This window comes from Stenotrophomonas sp. X, from assembly GCF_055721025.1.
In genome coordinates, this window is sequence record NZ_CM146756.1 from 2,106,752 (window position 1) to 2,124,021 (window position 17,270).

The 17,270-nt window shown below is 63.8% G+C and carries 16 protein-coding genes; 6 read left to right on the top strand and 10 right to left on the bottom strand.

Annotated elements, in window-relative coordinates; genetic code table 11:
• Entirely contained in the window at nt 1–951 is a 951-nt protein-coding gene (locus ACZ75I_RS09675; RefSeq protein ID WP_180867933.1) for an acyl-CoA desaturase, read from the bottom strand.
• Between the two features lie 81 nt (nt 952–1,032).
• On the bottom strand, nt 1,033–1,800 hold the full coding sequence (locus ACZ75I_RS09680) for a hypothetical protein (protein ID WP_031269076.1): 768 nt from the start codon (nt 1,798–1,800) through the stop codon (nt 1,033–1,035).
• A 131-nt stretch (nt 1,801–1,931) separates the two neighbouring features.
• On the opposite strand from ACZ75I_RS09680, the gene ACZ75I_RS09685 reads away from it, so the two are divergent.
• The 3 genes from ACZ75I_RS09685 to ACZ75I_RS09695 are packed head-to-tail and all read left to right on the top strand — an operon-like array spanning nt 1,932 to nt 3,932.
• The gene (locus ACZ75I_RS09685; RefSeq protein ID WP_049414756.1) at nt 1,932–2,555 is read left to right on the top strand and encodes a sigma-70 family RNA polymerase sigma factor; all 624 of its coding nucleotides are present in this window, start codon (nt 1,932–1,934) and stop codon (nt 2,553–2,555) included.
• Nucleotides 2,552–3,226, top strand: coding sequence for a ChrR family anti-sigma-E factor (locus tag ACZ75I_RS09690; RefSeq protein ID WP_472959021.1), 675 nt, complete (start codon nt 2,552–2,554; stop codon nt 3,224–3,226). Before ACZ75I_RS09685 ends, ACZ75I_RS09690 begins: the two co-directional genes overlap by 4 nt.
• A gap of 13 nt (nt 3,227–3,239) precedes the next feature.
• Nucleotides 3,240–3,932, top strand: coding sequence for an NAD-dependent epimerase/dehydratase family protein (locus tag ACZ75I_RS09695; protein ID WP_346476200.1), 693 nt, complete (start codon nt 3,240–3,242; stop codon nt 3,930–3,932).
• 2 nt (nt 3,933–3,934) lie between these two features.
• Here ACZ75I_RS09695 and ACZ75I_RS09700 read toward each other — a convergent pair whose 3' ends face one another.
• The 4 genes from ACZ75I_RS09700 to ACZ75I_RS09715 all read right to left on the bottom strand — a co-directional run bounded on the left by ACZ75I_RS09700 (nt 3,935) and on the right by ACZ75I_RS09715 (nt 9,734).
• Nucleotides 3,935–6,334: a response regulator gene (locus ACZ75I_RS09700; RefSeq protein ID WP_472959022.1), complete on the bottom strand. Its 2,400-nt coding sequence runs from the start codon at nt 6,332–6,334 to the stop codon at nt 3,935–3,937.
• Nucleotides 6,327–6,794, bottom strand: a complete 468-nt coding sequence (locus ACZ75I_RS09705) for a response regulator (RefSeq protein ID WP_049414761.1) — start codon at nt 6,792–6,794, stop codon at nt 6,327–6,329. Before ACZ75I_RS09705 ends, ACZ75I_RS09700 begins: the two co-directional genes overlap by 8 nt.
• Nucleotides 6,791–9,028, bottom strand: coding sequence for an ATP-binding protein (locus ACZ75I_RS09710; protein ID WP_346476163.1), 2,238 nt, complete (start codon nt 9,026–9,028; stop codon nt 6,791–6,793). The genes ACZ75I_RS09705 and ACZ75I_RS09710 overlap by 4 nt, the downstream gene beginning before the upstream one ends.
• 118 nt (nt 9,029–9,146) lie before the next feature.
• A complete protein-coding gene (locus ACZ75I_RS09715) occupies nt 9,147–9,734 on the bottom strand; it encodes a biliverdin-producing heme oxygenase (protein WP_346476162.1) in 588 nt (195 codons plus the stop codon).
• Nucleotides 9,735–9,897: 163 nt separating this feature from the next.
• On the opposite strand from ACZ75I_RS09715, the gene ACZ75I_RS09720 reads away from it, so the two are divergent.
• Nucleotides 9,898–10,155, top strand: coding sequence for a hypothetical protein (locus tag ACZ75I_RS09720; RefSeq protein ID WP_194430490.1), 258 nt, complete (start codon nt 9,898–9,900; stop codon nt 10,153–10,155).
• Between the two features lie 10 nt (nt 10,156–10,165).
• Here the strand turns inward: ACZ75I_RS09720 and ACZ75I_RS09725 are convergent, their stop codons facing one another.
• Nucleotides 10,166–10,651, bottom strand: a complete 486-nt coding sequence (locus ACZ75I_RS09725) for a TspO/MBR family protein (RefSeq protein ID WP_180867919.1) — start codon at nt 10,649–10,651, stop codon at nt 10,166–10,168.
• 73 nt (nt 10,652–10,724) lie between these two features.
• Complete coding sequence (locus ACZ75I_RS09730; protein ID WP_472959023.1) at nt 10,725–12,920, bottom strand: AsmA family protein; 2,196 nt, start codon at nt 12,918–12,920, stop codon at nt 10,725–10,727.
• Nucleotides 12,921–13,053: 133 nt separating this feature from the next.
• Between ACZ75I_RS09730 and ACZ75I_RS09735 the strand changes: the two genes are divergently transcribed.
• Nucleotides 13,054–13,533, top strand: a complete 480-nt coding sequence (locus ACZ75I_RS09735) for a GNAT family N-acetyltransferase (RefSeq protein WP_346476161.1) — start codon at nt 13,054–13,056, stop codon at nt 13,531–13,533.
• A gap of 1,050 nt (nt 13,534–14,583) precedes the next feature.
• The gene (locus ACZ75I_RS09740) at nt 14,584–15,570 is read left to right on the top strand and encodes a hypothetical protein (RefSeq protein WP_472959024.1); all 987 of its coding nucleotides are present in this window, start codon (nt 14,584–14,586) and stop codon (nt 15,568–15,570) included.
• A 517-nt stretch (nt 15,571–16,087) separates the two neighbouring features.
• Here ACZ75I_RS09740 and ACZ75I_RS09745 read toward each other — a convergent pair.
• Entirely contained in the window at nt 16,088–16,576 is a 489-nt protein-coding gene (locus ACZ75I_RS09745) for a hypothetical protein (protein WP_151354708.1), read from the bottom strand.
• A 407-nt stretch (nt 16,577–16,983) separates the two neighbouring features.
• Nucleotides 16,984–17,208: a hypothetical protein gene (locus ACZ75I_RS09750; RefSeq protein ID WP_151354707.1), complete on the bottom strand. Its 225-nt coding sequence runs from the start codon at nt 17,206–17,208 to the stop codon at nt 16,984–16,986.
• Between the last annotated feature and the right edge of the window lie 62 nt (nt 17,209–17,270).

Genomic DNA, 17,270 nt, shown 5'->3' on the forward strand with positions numbered 1-17,270 from the left:
TCAGTACCTCGCCTTGGCCAGTACCCACTCGGGGATGGGTTTGAGCCCCCTCACCAGGCCCATGGCCGCCATTGCGCGCAGCCCGTACCAGGTCAGGTCGATCTCCCACCAGCGGAACCCTTGGCGGACGGTCCCAGGGAAGAAATGGTGGTTGTTGTGCCAGCCTTCACCGAAGGTAAGCAGCGCCAGCCAGAGGTTGTTGCGGCTGTCGTCACGGGTCTCGAAGCGCCGCCGGCCAAAACGATGGGCCAGCGAGTTGATGGTGACGGTGGCGTGGAACAGCACCACGGTGGAAATGAAGAAGCCCCACACCAGCAACTGCGGGCCAGAGGTGTGCAGTCCGGGCGCCCAGCGCTCCAGGCCGGCGCCGAGTGCGTACAGCGCGGCAGCCAGCAGTACCGGCACCGCCGTATCAAAGCGGTCCAGCCAGCGCAGCTCGGGGAAGCGCGCCAGGTCAGGCACGCGCGATAGATCCGTGGCGAATGCCTCGCGGGTGAGGAACCAGCCCATGTGGCTGCGCCAGAAGCCGCCTTCGCGCGGCGAGTGCGGGTCCAGCGGTTGGTCGGCATGCCGATGGTGATGGCGATGGTGGGCCGCCCACCACAGCGGCCCACGTTGCACGCTGGACGCGCCGATCACCGCGAACACGAATTGCACCGTTCGCGATGCCTGGAACGTCCGGTGCGAGAAGTAGCGGTGGTAAAAGGCGGTGATCGCAAACATGCGCACTGCGTAGAGGGCTGCGGCGACGATCACTGCCGTCCACGAGATGCCTACCCAGATCACCGCGATGCAGGCCAGGTGCATCAACGCGAATGGTACGGCGCGCAGCCAGTCGATGCGTCCGGGCTCGCCAGTGGCGTGGTCTGCAGCGCTGCCGGTGTCGACCCAGCGCTTCAGGGTGCGCAGCAGGCGCCAGCGTCGGCGGGGGAGGGGCGCTACAGAGGCCATGGCGGATCTCGGCGGGTGTCGTGTCTTCCTCTACGCAGCAGTGCGCGCAATGGATGCGGCCGACTGTGGAAAATTCCGGCTTCACTTGGGCATCACGCTGCAGCGTTCGACCAGCGGTTGCGCCCAGGCCTGCTGCCATTCGCTGGCGGGCCGCTCGGCCACCGGCGAACTGAAGCGCACCGTGACCTGTGGGTAGGTGCCGCGGGTATCGCGCAGGTTGCTGGTTCCGCGGAATTCCAGCAGGCGGCGGTCGGCGCTGGCATAGACCAGCGACAGGCGCGGCGCGATGCCGCCGTACCACGTGTCCAGACTGACCTCGATGGCCTGGGCGTCGATGCCCTGCCAGCGAACAGGGCCGGTACGCCGCACCTGCACCGGGAAGAAGCGCTGCCGCCCCGGCACCAGGAAGGGCAGGCTGATGCGTTCACCTCGCAGCAGCGCTGGCCAATGCTGGCGCACCGCGGCGTCGAAGCCCGTGTCGATCACCGCATCCGGTGCCAGCTCAAGCCGACGCTGACGCAGCTCGCTGGCGGCATCTTCTTTCCAGGCGATCGACACCGACTCGCCACTCGCGTCGACTTCAGCGGTTTGCCCGCTACGGCTGTCCTGCAGCGAATAACCCCGGGCCTGCGGGCGGGCGCTGGCCGGTAGATGCTTGCGGGCGAAGGGGCGGCCATCCGGGCACTGATAGAGCACCCAGCGCTCGGCACCCTCCGATGGGCCGCGCCGCCAGTGCACTTCACGATAGAGAAGGTCGCCCTGCGCCGAGGTGGCCACGCCCTCGTTGCGCAGCCAGGGCGCCGCCAGCGCGGCATGGGGCAGGCACAGCAGCAGCCAGGCAGTGCGCATGGTGTTCATCCGGTAGGGAGGCTCAGGTCATACGGCGGGCGCGGCTGCTTGGATGCACAGTGCCTGCTGCATCCAATGGCCGCCCCTGCGCGTAGAGAGGACAGACCTTCACCTGCCCGCCGCTCACGCAGATGTACCCTGACGCTGCCAGCACCCTCCTCAACTTCGATACCGCACGCACCGTGTCCAGTTCCCAGCAGCCTAGCAGCGAGCCGACGAACTGGGCCGATGACATGGACAGTGTGGCGCGGCTGCGCGACCGCGACTGTTTCATGCGGATCTATGACTACTTCATGCCGCGGCTGTGCGTGTATCTGCGTGGCCTGGGGGCACCCGACGCCGTGGCCGAGGAAATGGCGCAGGAGTGCCTGCTGCGCCTGTGGTTGCGGGCGGCCGAGTATGATGCGGCCCAAGGCGCGCTGAGTACCTGGCTGTACCGGATCGCGCGCAACCTGCATATCGACCGCATCCGTCGAGAGCGCAGCTGGATGCAGGTGCAGGCAGCGGTGGAAGACGCCGCGGCCGTGGACATGATCGAGCGCAGCAGCGCCGAGCAGTTCGCCGACCAGGCGCGCCTTCGCCAGCGCATCAACGAGCTGCCCGCCGTGCAGGCGAGGCTGGTGCGGATGTCCTATTTCGAGGCGAAGAGCCACAGCGAGATTGCCCAGGCGCTGGGCATGCCGCTTGGAACGGTAAAGTCACACCTGCGACGTGCGTTCCTGCAACTGCAGGCCAAAGTGGGAGGTGCGCTGTGAATCCGCATCACCACCTGCACGAATCCACGCTGATGAGCTATGCCGCCGGCGCGCTGCCGGCGCCGTTGGGCATCGTGGCCGGTGCCCACCTTGAGCAGTGCCCCCACTGCCGCCAGCGCCTGCGCGATGCCGAGGCGATTGGCTCGGTTCTGCTGGAGCAGACCCAACCGCCCGCGGCCGATACGCGTCGCGAGCAGTTGCGCGAGGCCATGCTGATGCAGCTGGCCTCGGACGCGCCGAGCGCCATCACCGGAACCAGGCGCCCGGTGCCGAGGGAGCGGCCCGAGGCCGATCCGGACCATCTGCCCGCCTCGTTGCATCCTTACTTCGGCGCTTCGCTCAGTGCCCTGCGCTGGCGCTGGATGGCGCCCGGCGTGCACTGCATCAGGGCTGAGCAGATGCCCTCGCTGATCATGCTGAAGATTGCCCCGGGCAAGTGCCTGCCGATGCACAGCCATGGCCGCAGCGAACTGACCCAGATCCTTCGAGGCTCGTACAACGACGCGCTGGGGCTGTTCGCGCCGGGCGACGTGGCGGACCTGGACGAGGAGGTGGAGCATCAACCGGTAACTGCACCCGGTGTTCCCTGCATCTGCGTGTCAGCGCTGGACGCGCCGTTGGTGTTCAGTGGCTGGTTGGCGCGGAAGATCCAGCGTTTCGTGAAACTCTAGCGTGGGTGCGACCATGACCGGGAAAGGTGCGTTGAGGATTCTGTTGACCGGTGCTGCGGGCCTGGTGGGGCAGGGTGTTGCGCTGGCCTGCCAGCGCTCGCCGCAGGTGGCCCACCTGACTGCCCTGGTCCGCAGGCCGGGCAGCCTGAACGGGCCCGGCAGCGAACTGATCGTCCCCGATTTTCTGCAAATGCAAGGCCGGCATGAGCAACTGGCCGGCTTCGACGCATGCTTCTACTGTGCCGGTGCGCCACCGGTCGGCACGGCAGAGGTCGAGTATCGACGCGTGACCCTGGACATCACGCTGGCGGTCGCACGCGCCTGGGCGGCGGCGAATCCCGAGGGGCGCTTTCTGTATATATCCGGTGCGGGTGCGGATCCGCAGAGCCGGGTGATGCCGCTGAGGGTCAAGGGCGAGACCGAAGTGGCATTGCAGGCCCTGCTGGTGCGCACGGTGATGCTGCGCCCAGGAGGCGTTCGTCCGGTCCCGGGTACCGGCACCCGTCATGCACTGCTGAAGCCGCTGTACTGGGGCGGTGCGCCATTGATGAAACTGGCCGGCGCGGTTGCGCCTTCGCTGGTGACGAGCAATCTGGCGCTGGGCCAGGCGATGATTGCCTTGGCCGCCAGGGAGCATCCGCCGGGCACGGTGGAATGCGCGGACATCAACCGGATCGCTGCTGGCGCGCGCGATCCGGTGTCCTGATCTCAGTGTGGCATCGCCTCCAGCGCGGTGCGCACCGCAGTCGCCAGGTCACTGCGGGTAAACGGCTTCGGCAGCAGCGCAACGGCCCGGCCCTGGCTGCCCACCTGGTCGTGGTCGCGCGGATAGCCCGACGTGAACAGGACGGCGACTTCCGGCCAGCGCTCACGGACTTCACGCACCAGCTCCCAACCCGACATGCCGGGCATCACCACGTCAGAGAACAGCAGGTCCACCTTGGTATCAGGGCGTTCCAGCAGCCGCAGCGCGGAGGGGCCGTCGTGGGCTTCCAATACCCGGTAGCCCAGCAGCCGCAGTGCATCCACCGTGTGGGCGCGGACATCGTCGTTGTCCTCGGTCACCAGGATGGTTTCCTCGCGCGGCGAGTAGCCCGCCAGGCCGGTCTGCGGGGTGCGCGCTTCGGAGGGCAGGGCCAGCGGTGAGCGCGGGAACATCATGGTGATGCTGGTGCCGCCGCCTTCCACCGAATCGATCAGCACGTGGCCCCCGGACTGCTTGACGAAGCCATGCACCATCGACAGGCCCAGGCCGGTGCCACGGCCAACCTGCTTGGTAGTGAAGAAGGGTTCGAAGACCCGGGCAAGCGTCGCCGCGTCCATGCCGTGGCCGTTGTCACGCACCCGCAGCATCACGTACTCGCCCGGCGTCGCATCCGGGAACAGTGCGGCGTAGTCGTGGTCGAGGTGGCTGTTGTCGACCTCGATCACCAGCCTGCCGCCGTGCGGCATCGCATCGCGGGCATTCACCGCCAGGTTCAGTACGGAGGCCTCCAGCTGGCTGACGTCGATCTCGACGCACCAGATGTCCTCGGCGCTGCGGATCTCCAACTGCACCAGCTCACCCAGCGCACGCTGCAGCATGTCGTGCATGTCCAGCAGGCGCTCGTTGAGGTTGGCGGCCTGGCTGCGCAGCGGCTGGCGCCGGGCAAACGCCAGCAGGCGCTGGGTCAGGCTGGCGGCACGGCCGACACCCTTCAGTGCATTGTCCAGCGCACGGCTCACCATCGCTCCGGGTTCGCCCGCGCGCTCGCTGAGCAGCATGGCGTGCTCGACGTTGCCTGAGATGATCGTCAGGATGTTGTTGAAATCATGTGCGATGCCGCCGGTGAGCTGGCCGACCGCCTCGATTTTCTGCGACTGGCGCAGGGCATGCTCAGCGTGCACGCGCGCGGTGGTTTCCACGGCCTCGGAGACCACAGCGGTGACCACGCCCTCCGTATCGAGCAGTGGACGGAACGAGAAATCAAAGCTGCGCCGCCCGGTCGGGAGTTCCAGCTCCAGCGCATGCAGTGAACTGCGGCCCTGTACGGCTGCGGCCACGGCCCGATCGATCAGCGCGCCGATGCCCTCGGTGGTGCCGAACCAGACCGATTCGGCGAAGCGTTGGCCAACGACCTCCTTCTTGTCTGCCAGCACCGCGGCCAGTGACGCGTCATTGGCATCGACCACGCGTCCGGACAGATCCAGCAGCACCTGGTGCTGGAAGCTGGATTCGAAGATCGCCTGCAGGCGCCGCTTGCTGGCGCGCAACTCGGCCGTGCGTGCCTGTACCTGCTGCTCGAGCAGCTGGTTGTCTTCGCGCAGGGCCAGCTCGGCCTGTTTCAGCAGCGAGACGTCGCTGCCCAGGCAGATATACCCGGCCACGCTGCCATCGGCGGCATGCTCAGGCACGCAGTCCATCTGCACGAATCGTGATTCGCCGCTGCGATGGATCAGTTCGACCTGGAAGCGGGTGCGCTCGCCCTGCAGTACCCGTTCCAAGCTGGGCAGGGCGTGCTCGAAGGCGGAAATGCCGCTGACATCCCGAGCCGGCCGACCCAGCAGTTCTGCAAGGCTGAATCCATGCCAGTCCAGGAACGCCTTGTTGGCAAACCGGTAGCGATGGTCCTTGTCCAACTGGGCGATCAGCGCCGGGACGGCATCGGTCACCTTCTGCAGCTGGGCCTGGCTTTCGTTCAGCGCGGCCTGCGCATTGGCCAGCTGGGTACGCTCCTGCGCCTCCTGGCGGGCGCGGCGGATCGCATCGGGCAAGCGTTGCAGGCGTTGCTTCACCACATAGTCGCGGGCACCGCGCGTGAGGGCCTGTACCGCCAGTTCCTCGGTCAGGGTGCCGGAAACAAAGATGAAAGGCGTCTGCGGCACGCGCTCGCGCGCCAGGGCAAGTGCTGCGTCACCATCGAAGCCTGGCAGGACATGATCGGCGAGGATCACGTCGAACGGGCGGTTTTCGATGGCCTCGATGAACGCGTTGCGGGTCCACAGGCGCTCGGCCTCGAAATCGAGGCCGGCACGCTGCAGCTGGGCGCTGATCAGCTCCGCATCAAGCGCGCTGTCCTCCAGCATGAGGATGCGCAGGCGCTTGCTGCGGCGCGATCCATCACGCATTGCGCTGCCCCGAGCCGTTGGGCCGATGCGGTGGCGGCTGGTTGGTGATGCCCCAGAACATTCCCAGGCCCTGGATTGCGTCGAAGAATTCCTTGAAGTCGACCGGCTTGACCACGAATGCGTTGACGCCCAGTTCGTAACTGCGCACCAGGTCCTGCTCTTCGCGCGAGGAGGTCAGCATCACCACCGGCGTGCTGCTCAGATTCGCATCGCCACGTACCTGTTCCAGTACTTCAAGGCCATTGACCTTGGGCAGCTTGAGGTCCAGCAGCACCACCACCGGACCGCCGTGCATGGCGCCGGCAAACTTGCCTTCGCAGCGCAGGTAGTCCAGCGCTTCGGCGCCGTCGCGTACATGGATGACATCGTTGAGCAGCTGGCAGCGCGCAAGCGCGGCCATCGTCAGCTCTGCATCCTTGGGGCTGTCCTCCACCAGGAGGATCGGCCGCAGGTCCCTCATGGGTGTTCTCCTGTGGAGCGGGGTAGGGTGAAGTGAATGGTGGCGCCCTTGCCGGGCTCGCCCTCGGCCCAGGTACGGCCGCCATGGCGGCCGATGATGCGGCGTACGTTGGCCAGACCGATGCCGGTGCCTTCGAACTCTTCGACGTGATGCAGGCGCTGGAACACGCCGAACAGCTTGTCGACGTAACGCATGTCGAAGCCGCAGCCGTTGTCGCGCACGAAGAAGTGATCTTCGTCGTCGCTGCGGTCGTGCCCAATCTCGATCATCGCGTGCTCGCGCTCGCGGGTGAACTTGATCGCGTTGCCCAGCAGGTTCTGCCAGACCAGGCGAAGCATCGTCGGGTCGGCTTCCACCTCCGGCAGCGGCGCGAGCGTCCACTGCACGTCGCGGCCGGCGTAATCCAGCGCCAGGCTCCGGCGCACGTCCTCGGCCAGCGCAGCCATGTCCAGCCGCACCCGCCCCAGCGTGGAGCGTCCCATCTGCGAGAAGCTGAGCAGGTCGTCCACCAGTGTGCCGGCGGACTTTGCCGAATCGACGATCGTATCCAGGAAGCGGCGCTCGGTCTCGTTGAGGCGTTCGCCCGCCGAGCTGCCAAGCAGCTCCGAGTAGCCCACGATGTGGCGGAAGGGGGCGCGCAGGTCGTGGCTGACCGAATAGGAAAAGGCCTCCAGTTCCTTGTTGCTGCGCAGGAGCTGCTCGTTCAGCTCCGCCATCTCCTCGGCCTTGCGCAGCACGATATCGACGATGGCCGTGCGCATCTCGTGCGCCGCATCGCAATCAGCATCATTCCACGGCAGGCTGCGCTGCCGCACGGTCTCTTTCCAGGCATCGAAGGAGCTCCGCGGCGACAGTGCCACGCCGGGCGCTGCGGTCTTGCGGGGGTCTCCCCCCCAGCGCACGGTTCGCACCACCTCCGGCCGGAACCACATCAGGTAGCTGTCATGCAGCTGCGAAATGGACACTGCCAGCAGGCCGCTGGCTACATCGGCCAGGTGTGCGGCAGGCGACCAGTGGGCGGCAAGGTGGTCGGTGCAGTAGGTTTCCTGCCCGGCCTGCCGGGTAGCCAGCCAATCGGCCAGGGCCAGCACGTCGCTGGCCGGTGGGCACTCACCCACGCGCATGCAGTCGCCCTTGTGCACGATGGCCGCACCGGTCGCGCCGGTCAGCGACAGCAGGCTGGCCTCGTCGTGGCGCAGTGCAGCCATGAAGTCCTCATCACCGGCCATGCGTGCCAAGAGCTTGACCAGCACCGAACGCCGGGCCACGCGCTCTTCGATTGCACGGGCGCGCTCCTTCAGCGCGATCTGCAGCGACAGGATCTGGCCCATGAACTCGCAGGCGGTACGCACGTGGTAGGGCAGGCGGCGTGGCTGCACGGTATGGCAGGACATCAGGCCCCACAACCGCCCCTCATGTACAAGTGACACCGACATCGACGCCCCGGTCCCCATGTTGCGCATGTACTGAAGATGCACGGGGGACACGCTGCGCAGCACAGCCAGGCTCAGGTCGGTCGGTGGCGCCTCGCGGTGGTCTTCGGCCCGCATCAGCGGGGCAGGGGTGTAGTTGTTGTCCGCGATCAGGCGCACCCGGTTCCGGCGGTAGAGTTCGCGGGCCTGTGCGGGAATGTCCGACTCCGGGAAGCGCAGGTCGAGGTAGGATGGCAACAGGCCATTGCCATCTTCGGCCACCACGATGCCATTCCAGCCGGCATCGAACTGATAGACCAGGGTGCGGTCAAAGCCGGTGAGCCGCCGCATGTGCGCGGCCGCAAGCCTGCACAGGTCTTCCACCGTCGCTGCCGATTCAATGCCGGTCATCAGCTCGCGGATGGCTGGATACAGTTCTTCCAGCGAGCCGGGCTGGCCGGGAACCGGTGCCTCCAGCTCGACCAGAAGGTCCGTGGCGGAGCGGTGCACCAGCAGCTGATGGCGGCCGTGCCCATCCAGGTGCACGGCACCGACATGCGCGCTGCTGCCCACCGTCGCCTGTTGCAACGCGCCTTGGAACGGTGCCAGCACGCCGCCCAGCACCTCACTGACGTGCTTCATCAACGGTTCGCCGAACTGTTTCAGCAGCCCGGGGTGGCTGATGGCGCGCTCGCGTACCTGCAGGGACTGCGGTTCAACGACCAGAAGCACACCGTAGGGCTGGATCGCGCCGGGGGTGTGGATCGGTTCGCGCGCGCAACGGGACAGGGCAGTGACGTGCGCGGATTCGGCAGGAGGCATCAAGGGCGGGGCTCATGATTCGTGGATGGCTGGAAAGGCCCAGCACTGCATCCGGTGTGCATGGATGGTGAAGCAAAAGCGTGCCGCCGCATACCACCACGTGAATGTGAAGGGGCTTTCATTCAAACCTGAATTCTTCATCTACGCAGCGACGGATGAACTGGAAGGCGTCTGTCGCGCCCCTGCATGCCTGTGCGCGCTCCTGGCCACTTAAAACGAGCGCATCCAGCTCCTCCCGCTCGCGTCTCCAGTACTCGGCCACACCGAGGTTGGAAGGGCGCAGGTGGCGCGCTCCGTACCCGGCATGAAGCTGCAACGCAGCGGCCATCTTCAACAGCACGGACGCTCCCAGCGTCGAGCCCTCTGCCACGTAGCGCCAGCCCAGAACGGTCGCTTTCGAGAATGCTTGAGGCTGCGGTTGCCAGGCATGGGGTACCGGCATGGAAGCGCCGAGGTCGCGAAGATCCTCCTCGATCAGCGGCAAGCGGGTCGCGCCCGGATCCTGCATCCGGTACAGCGGCGCAACGGCGCTATGGAAGTGCCATTGCACGCGCAGGAAGCAGAGGTAACGCTGGCGCGACGCGAAGATGTGTTGCTGCAACAGGTGCTGGTCGAGGCGATCGTGGGCCGTTCGGGTGTGCGCTTTCAGGGCAGCGCTGAGGGCAATGGGGTGATCGGGCTGTGCTGGCAATGTGGATGTAGGCATCGGCGCGCACCCTAGCAGATTTCGATGCGGGGGCCGGTGCAGGTTTCGCGGCCAGCACATCTGCGCTGCACGCCGGCTAGACAGCGACTGCCCTACGGTGACTGCACTTCCAACAGATGCCACGCCCGTGAACCTGCAGACCGCATCCGCGCCCGAGTACCGCATGCTCCCTGACAGCTGCCAATTTGAACTGCTGGATGTGGATGCACTACAGGACCCTGCCAGCGGCCGGCTGCTGCACCTGTACTCGCTGGTAGCGCGTTGCCTTTCCTGCGAGACGATCTTCAAGGCAGAAGAAGGGCAGGGCCTGGTCAGCCATACCGCGGCGCGGGTGGTGAGGTGCCCCACCGGTTGCGGGCAGCAGGCGTTCAAGCCGGCCCTGCTGCGAACCTGGCGCCCGCAGGCCGTGGCCCAGGCGTGAGCAGCAGAGATCACAGCAGCCCGGGATTGGCCCGCCAGACGGCGAAGTTGAGCGCCGAGGCGAACGAAATCCAGGCAAGGTAAGGAAGCAGCAGCACCGCCGCAAGCCGGCGGATGCGCGCGAACATGACGATCGTCGCGCACACCAACACGATCAATACAAGAATGTCGGCGAAGGCAAGCGCGCCCAGCTTCCAGCCGAAGAACAGCCAGCTCCATAGCGCGTTGACGGCCAGCTGCACCAGATAGAGCAGCAGCGCGGGCCGTGCGCCGCGCCAACCGCGTTCGCGCCAGACCAGCCACGCGGCAACCGCCATCATGGCGTAGAGCAGTGTCCACACCGGGCCAAAGACGCTGGCCGGTGGTGCCCATGCGGGGAGGGCAAGGCTGGCGTAGAAGCTTGCCGCGGACGTGGACGCCCACGCCCCCAGGGTTGCCGCAACGAAGGTGATCGCCACCCATCCCAGAAGTCCGGAAACCTGTGAACTCCGCTTCATACCGTGCAGCTCCTTGATACGTATGCGGCCTGTCTACGCACAGGGGCCGCGAATGGATGCAGGCTGTCGGCCTTCAATCTGAAGAGCCGACGGCACCGGCTCCCTGGCTCGCTGGCAACAGGGAAGGTCGCTGGTCAAACCACTCGCGTGCCCTGGCCAGGTGCCATTGGCGCTGGTCACCGTCCAGCTCGATGCCCGCACCCAGCAGCCCCCAGCGCAGGTAGAGATCACCGCGCTTGCGCTGGTCGAGCAGATCCAGCCGCGCGCGTACCGAAAGCCGATCGTTCTCGGCCTGCAATCCATCGATGATCAGATGGCCCGGGCGCCAGCGCAGCGTCGCCCGTGCCTGCACCTGGCCGGAATCCAACAGCGACAGGGTCCAGCGCGGGTAGTCGGTACGCTCTGCGAACAGTGCAAGCAACGGGCGGGCATCGCTGAGATCCAGATCCGTGGTGGCATCGACCTGGAAGGGCGACTGCGCGTCGATGCGGCCACGCTTGAAGGCCACGCGGCCTTTCCATGCGCTTGTTTGCTCTGTATCCGCCACCTGCACATTGCTCAGCTCGATGGTGGTGCCGGACAGATCGAAATGACGCTGATTGAAGTCACCGCGGCGCAGCGTTGCCTTCACGTCGACGTCGCCGCCCATGTCCAACCCTGCCACCTTGGCGCTGGCATTGCGCCCCAGCAGCCGGGCAGTGCCGTGGCCGACGCGTCCATCGGTGTCGAGCGTGGCATCGCCGCTCAGGCTGCCGGTGCCACGGAGCATTCGCACCTGCGGCGAGCCCAGGTAGCGGTTGTAGGCGGCCAGGTCGGGAATCGTTGCTTGGCTGAAGCGCAGGTGCGCGCGGACACCCTTGCGCAGCTCCTGCAGGCGACCATCGCCGGTCAGGTCCAGTGCCAGATCACGGCCGTCGAACAGGCGCACATCCTTGGCATCGGTTGGCCGCGCAGTGAATCGTGGCAGCCGGACAGCCAGCTGTGCCTGGCTGGGGCTGCCGGCCTTCAGTTCGCCATGGGCGCTGGCCGTGCCCGCCAGTCGTACGCCGGCGACTTCGGCCACGGCTTCGGCGGCCGGAATGTCCACGGTGCTGCCTTCGATCAGTTCGCCGTTGCGCACGCGCAGGTCCGCCTTCAGCGTGCCGCCGCCGTCCAGCTGCAGCCACGGCTTGCGAACGAACAGGGCAGGGATCCAGTTGAGCGAAGTGAACGTCCATTCGCCGCGCACTGTGCCGGAGCTGCGTTCCAGCAGCTGGGCGGGCTGCTGGAAGGGAATGTTCCGGCCACTGATGTGCAGATCGGCATCCACTTCGCTGCCTGAGCCGGGCTTTGGCGGCAGGCGGGCCTGCAGGCGCAGGTCGTTGGACACATTGAGCTGCAGGGCCAGCACGCCGCGATCGGGGGCGCCGTCACCCAGGTAGAGTGGCACCTGCCAGATTGCGCGGTCCGCGGGCTGCAGCTGGCCGTCAATCAGGTGCAGCGCCAGCTGCAGGCGTCCGGGCACGGGCGCGCTGGATATCTTCGGCGTTGTGGCATCCGTGTCCATGCGCAGGCCCTGGCTGCGGGCGTCGACCTCGAGCTGGGCATGCAGCAACTTCAACTTGGCCAGACCGGGCGCCTGGTCCCGATAGTGGCGCGGATAGCTGAAGCGCGCGGTGAGATCCATGTCGCCCAACAGCTGCACGCCGTCAAAACTGGTGTCCGCATCGCTGAACGCCACCTCGGATTCGAAGAGCTCCGACGGCCCGCCGCGCAGCTGCTTGAGGAAGCCCACCGTACCCCGGCCGTTGCCAATGATCAGCAACTTGCCAAAGCGTGCGCTGCGGATGCTGTCGCTGTGGATGGCATCGAAACGGAGCGTCCAGCCGCGGTCGCTGCGCGGCGGTGGCGGGATGGCTTCTTCGACGCGGCTGATCTCGGCGGAAACCCCCGTCGCCTGCAAGCGCGGAACCCGTACCTCGCGCTGGAACAGGGGCAGCACCGCCAACCGGGCGCTGGCGCGCTCGGCATGCAGCACGTAGACCGTGTGGTTCACGTGGCCGCGCATGTGCACGTTCCAGGCGATGACATGGCCGGGCAGCAGCGTGATGGCCGGGCCGGTGGTCATCACGAACTTGTGCGGCTTGCGGTTGGTGACCTGATCGAACAGCGGGGTATTGAGGAAGATGTTGCCGGCCAGCAGGTACAGCAGGTAGATGCCCAGCAGGACGTAGGCGGGAACGCGCCACCGTCGAAGCCGGTGCGGGATGTGCACGGAAACAGGAGACATCTACTGCTCTGAGGGCCGGAATTTCCACAACTATTGCGGAGGTGATGGCGGTGGCGCGTGAAGCAGCCATGGGGCAGGGGCTGGATTCTGGTAGTGTCCGGTCTGGTCATCACCACAGATCTGCAGGAGACGCATGGAGATCCGGCCCGCCCGTGCAGGCGATTTCGACGCGATGTGGGGTATGTTCAAGACGGCCATTGCGGCGCAGGATGCGCTGCCTTTTGCCTCCTCTTTTGAGGTCGAAACCTTTCGCGCGCACTGGTTCCTGTCGCAGACACCTTATGTGGCCGTTCTGCAGGGCCGAGTGGTGGGCATGTACAAGATGGGCCCGAACTTCCCTGATCTGGGGGCGCATGTGGCCAGCGCCACGTATGTGGTGGATGCGCCGACACAAGGGCAAGGCGTGGGCCGGGCGCTGGTGGAACACAGTCTGGAACGGGCGAGGGCGGAAGGATTCCTGGCCATGCAGTTCAATTACGTGGTCAGTACCAATGGCCCGGCGGTGGCGCTGTACCGGAAGCTGGGGTTCGAGGTGGTGCGAACGCTACCAAAGGCGTTCCGGCATGGGACGCTGGGCTTGGTGGATGTCTTTGTGATGCACACGTTCCTGTGATGCGATGCGTTGGTCGCACGTGGCCGGCGATATCCAGCCGAGGCTGGCTGCACAGTTCCTGAGGATGTCCCTCATCCTCAGCGCATCGACGCGGGCCCGCGCCTAGATGGCATGGAGCTCGCCGGCATGGAACGAGCCGAATAGCGTGACGCGTCACGACCAGTGAGTGGCTACGGCTGGGGTGCCAGAACGCGCTCCTGAGGCCTCGGTCGTTGGTGCCGAATCGGCGAAAGCGCTCTTGCCAGGCTGGCGTGCAGCCACGGCAAGATCAGCGGCAAAACTACGCCCGCAAAGCCGTCTTTACCGGCCACTGTCAGATCCGCAAGATCCTTTGCCATTCCTGCAGAGGTTGAGGGAAGCCCAAAGGGCGGTTGGCAGTGATCGAATCACTGACAATCAGGCCGGCGCCTGGAGTGAATCAGGGGCGTGACTGGTGAAGCCTGGATCGGGCAATGGCGTAATGAACATAATATACATTATGCGAAATGCCGTATCGGTCTGTGGCCGCGTTCGTGTCTTCGGCGTGGCAATGGCTGGGCCTCTGGCTCGGCTCTTGCCTGCCTGCTCGCTCCCCCGACAACGTATCGACTTGGATGGACGTAATCGCGATGCCGGCAGTCGCCATCATCCTGCCACTGTCGTTAATCTGCGGGACGTTGTGAGCCAGCGCAAACAGCGTTCGGCGGTGGCGATGACTGGCCCTGACGCCGACCTATCGATAGGCGTCCTGACGGTACCGGGGCGTAAACCTCGCCAGCGCGTGTGAGGCGCTTTCGTAGGGGCGCTGCCCCCACACCCCGCTAAACTGGGATCCTCATCAGGAATGAAACCCTCGGAGGATCCGTAATGCTACCCAAGCGACAGGTCGTGCCCCTAGACCAGATACCGGCAGCTCTAGAAAAGACGGGCTTCATTCTTGAGCATGTCGTTGCAGACGCCTTCAAGAAGTCCCGATGGACAACCATAGGAAGCCGCTACTACGCAGACGATGTGGACGGGCGTGCCCGAGAGCTAGATCTAATCGCTTACAGGACTGTTGCAAGTAGAGACTTGGATGTGGTGTCGGCAGTTCTCGCAAGCTGCAAGAAGGATGAAGCGCGTACATGGGCCTTCCTTACTGAAGAGAAGCCCCGCCAAGACCCGAATTATGATTGGAATCCTGTGCACTTCTGGACGGACGTTGAACCTTTGCGTACGTACATGAATACGGAAGATTGGCGAAAAGATCTCTACGGCGCTCTGGGCGGTAGCTACGAGGACCTATTCACTGCAACAAGATCCGTCTTTGCTTTTCAGCAGCTTGGAGTGACTCAGCAGAATCAAGCAAAGAATAGAGGTGCTGCGAAGCGTGACGCTGCAGTGCCGCAGCCTGTTGTGACGGCGCCAGTTACCTCGCAGAACGATGATCAGATTTTTGGCTCGATCGTTAGTGTGATGAAGGCGCTGGACCATGAGATGGAGTCTTTGCCAAACAGGGCAAAGAACAAGAAGCGGCTCTACCACTTCACCTTGCTTTCCATCGTGGATGCCCCCTTGGTAGATGTCTTCTACAAAGGAAATGCACCGACTGTGACCGAAATTGATGGAATTACCCATCTATCTCGCTACATGGTTAATCGAAGAGAGCTGTCCGCCTTGGTGCACTTTGTTCAGGCGAGCGCCCTACCCCAATATTTGAAGTGTCTTACAGAGTCTACGGCACCTTCGTCGGAGTTCTTCGCCGAGTTGGTGGGACGGTCCTATGAGGCAATCAAGTCCAATGTGCATGTCCGTTCCTATTTCTCAAAAGCCATGAAGGGCATGCTGACCTGGAGGATCAATGAGGCGTTGCGCCGATTGACTGGGGTTTACGGTGAAGTGTCTTCCATCGAGCTAGGGGTTAAGGATGATTTCCTGGAGATCGAACTGAATGAAGATCAGTTCACTATCGACCTGCTGAATCAAGAAGCCGAACTATCCGATTCAGTGGCGGCGCTCCTAAAGAAGAGGGCCAGGTATCAAGGCAAGTTCCGGTTTGCGGTCGACATACCCTTCTAGGGTTCTTATTCATGGCTCCCGGCAGCGGAGCCATTCGCCCTTAGCATTTCGCAACTGCTCCCAGCCATTACTAAGACGCCGCATTGCAGTGCCGCCGGGTCTTGCACGACTACAGCTAAGTGGCCGCTCTCGGCCACAAGCGGACATCCACCCTACCCTTGATAAATCTTCCTAATCCCTACTCCGCGACTGTCCGCTTCCGGCCAGAAGCGGGCATCGACCAACGTCTGAAATACGCAGACCCGCAAAGCGAGTTCGGCCTGAATAAACTGTTAGCGCCCACTATCGCTTCTTGGCCGACCGCTGAGTAAGGGCCGAGCCGGCCGCAGTCTTGGAACTCTTGCTGGTTGACGAGTCTCTCAGCGTTCTCGAAGCGGCTGAGGCTGCGCTTGCGGAAGTGACATTGCTTGATTTGAACTGTGACAGTGCAGATCCCGCAGCTGATTTAGATTTCTTGCTACTGGAACTGTCACTCAAGACTTTCGACGCAGCCGATGCCGCGCGCTTTGACGTCTTTTCAGTTGCCATTTGTTGCCTCCTGGGCCTGTTTGACCATTGCGACTGGCGATGGATCACGAAGAACAATCAATGCTAGCAGTACTAGGAGCAGTGAGAAGAGAAGCGTGCTTACGATCCCTGCGGCAACGTTAGCGCCAAACTGCGGCCAAAATTTGGTGCTAGAGCGGATCTCCGAAACAATCACATCATTAAGAATGTCTTTCTTATAGTCCTCCTCTATCGTCGCGGCGATCTCCTCTGCATATACCTTCAATGCGTTTTCAGCGGTGCCACGAACTCGAAGAAGGACTGAGTCCGGTTGTTGCTGATACCAGTCTCGAATCTGTTGAGAGCTAGGTAGCGAGCCACTTCTTGATTCTATGTGGCGCATCCACTCTATTCGCTGTTCTTCAAGAACGGCGAAGGCCACAAGACCATACAACCAATTATCCTGAGACTGCTCGACAAGGAGTTTGTATGTGTCTTCGGGTCCCGATAGCGTGCTCATGGACTCTCCTGTGTAGGCGCTAACATCAGAGTTAAGCCGATCCGCAGGACGGGTTCGGCTTGAATAAATTGTTAGACGGCATCTACGCCGAAGATATTCTTGTCCCAGAACTCGATCCGCTGATCTAGCCTGAGGCCGTTATGCTCAATTGCATGACTTGGCTCAAACCCATAGATGGTTCCAGCGTAGTGATCGAGACCGATGATTGCTATGTCCCGTACGAGCACGTTCTGATCTCCAGAGCGGAGGCTTAACCGATCACCCTCGGCGATGGCGTGTCGTACCAATGAGCCGCCAGTGTAGAAGATTGTTTCGTTCGGGACTCTCTCAGTAAGCATGTTTCCTCCTGTGTCGCCCAACGCCTGAACTAGTCCGCGCCGCGAAGCGGCGTCGGCTTGGATGAACTATTAGACAGCTGGCTCATACATGAAGTTGCCGTCAGCGCCAAGTTTTAACTCAAGTGAGTTGTCGCTAAGAGCATCAGTGAGAAGTACTTTGGTGCCCGACTGGATCGCGGTACGCAGCATTTCTGGAATTTCCGCGTTAGCGATTGGGTTGTTCGTTCGCTCCGCCAGTAAATCCTGCAGTGCTTCAAACTCGATAGTGATCGTCGCTACTTTAGTGAAGTCCATTTTTTCTTTGAGTTGTAGAAGTGGGGATGCAGGGGTCTAACTACCTAGTAACCGGATTCTTG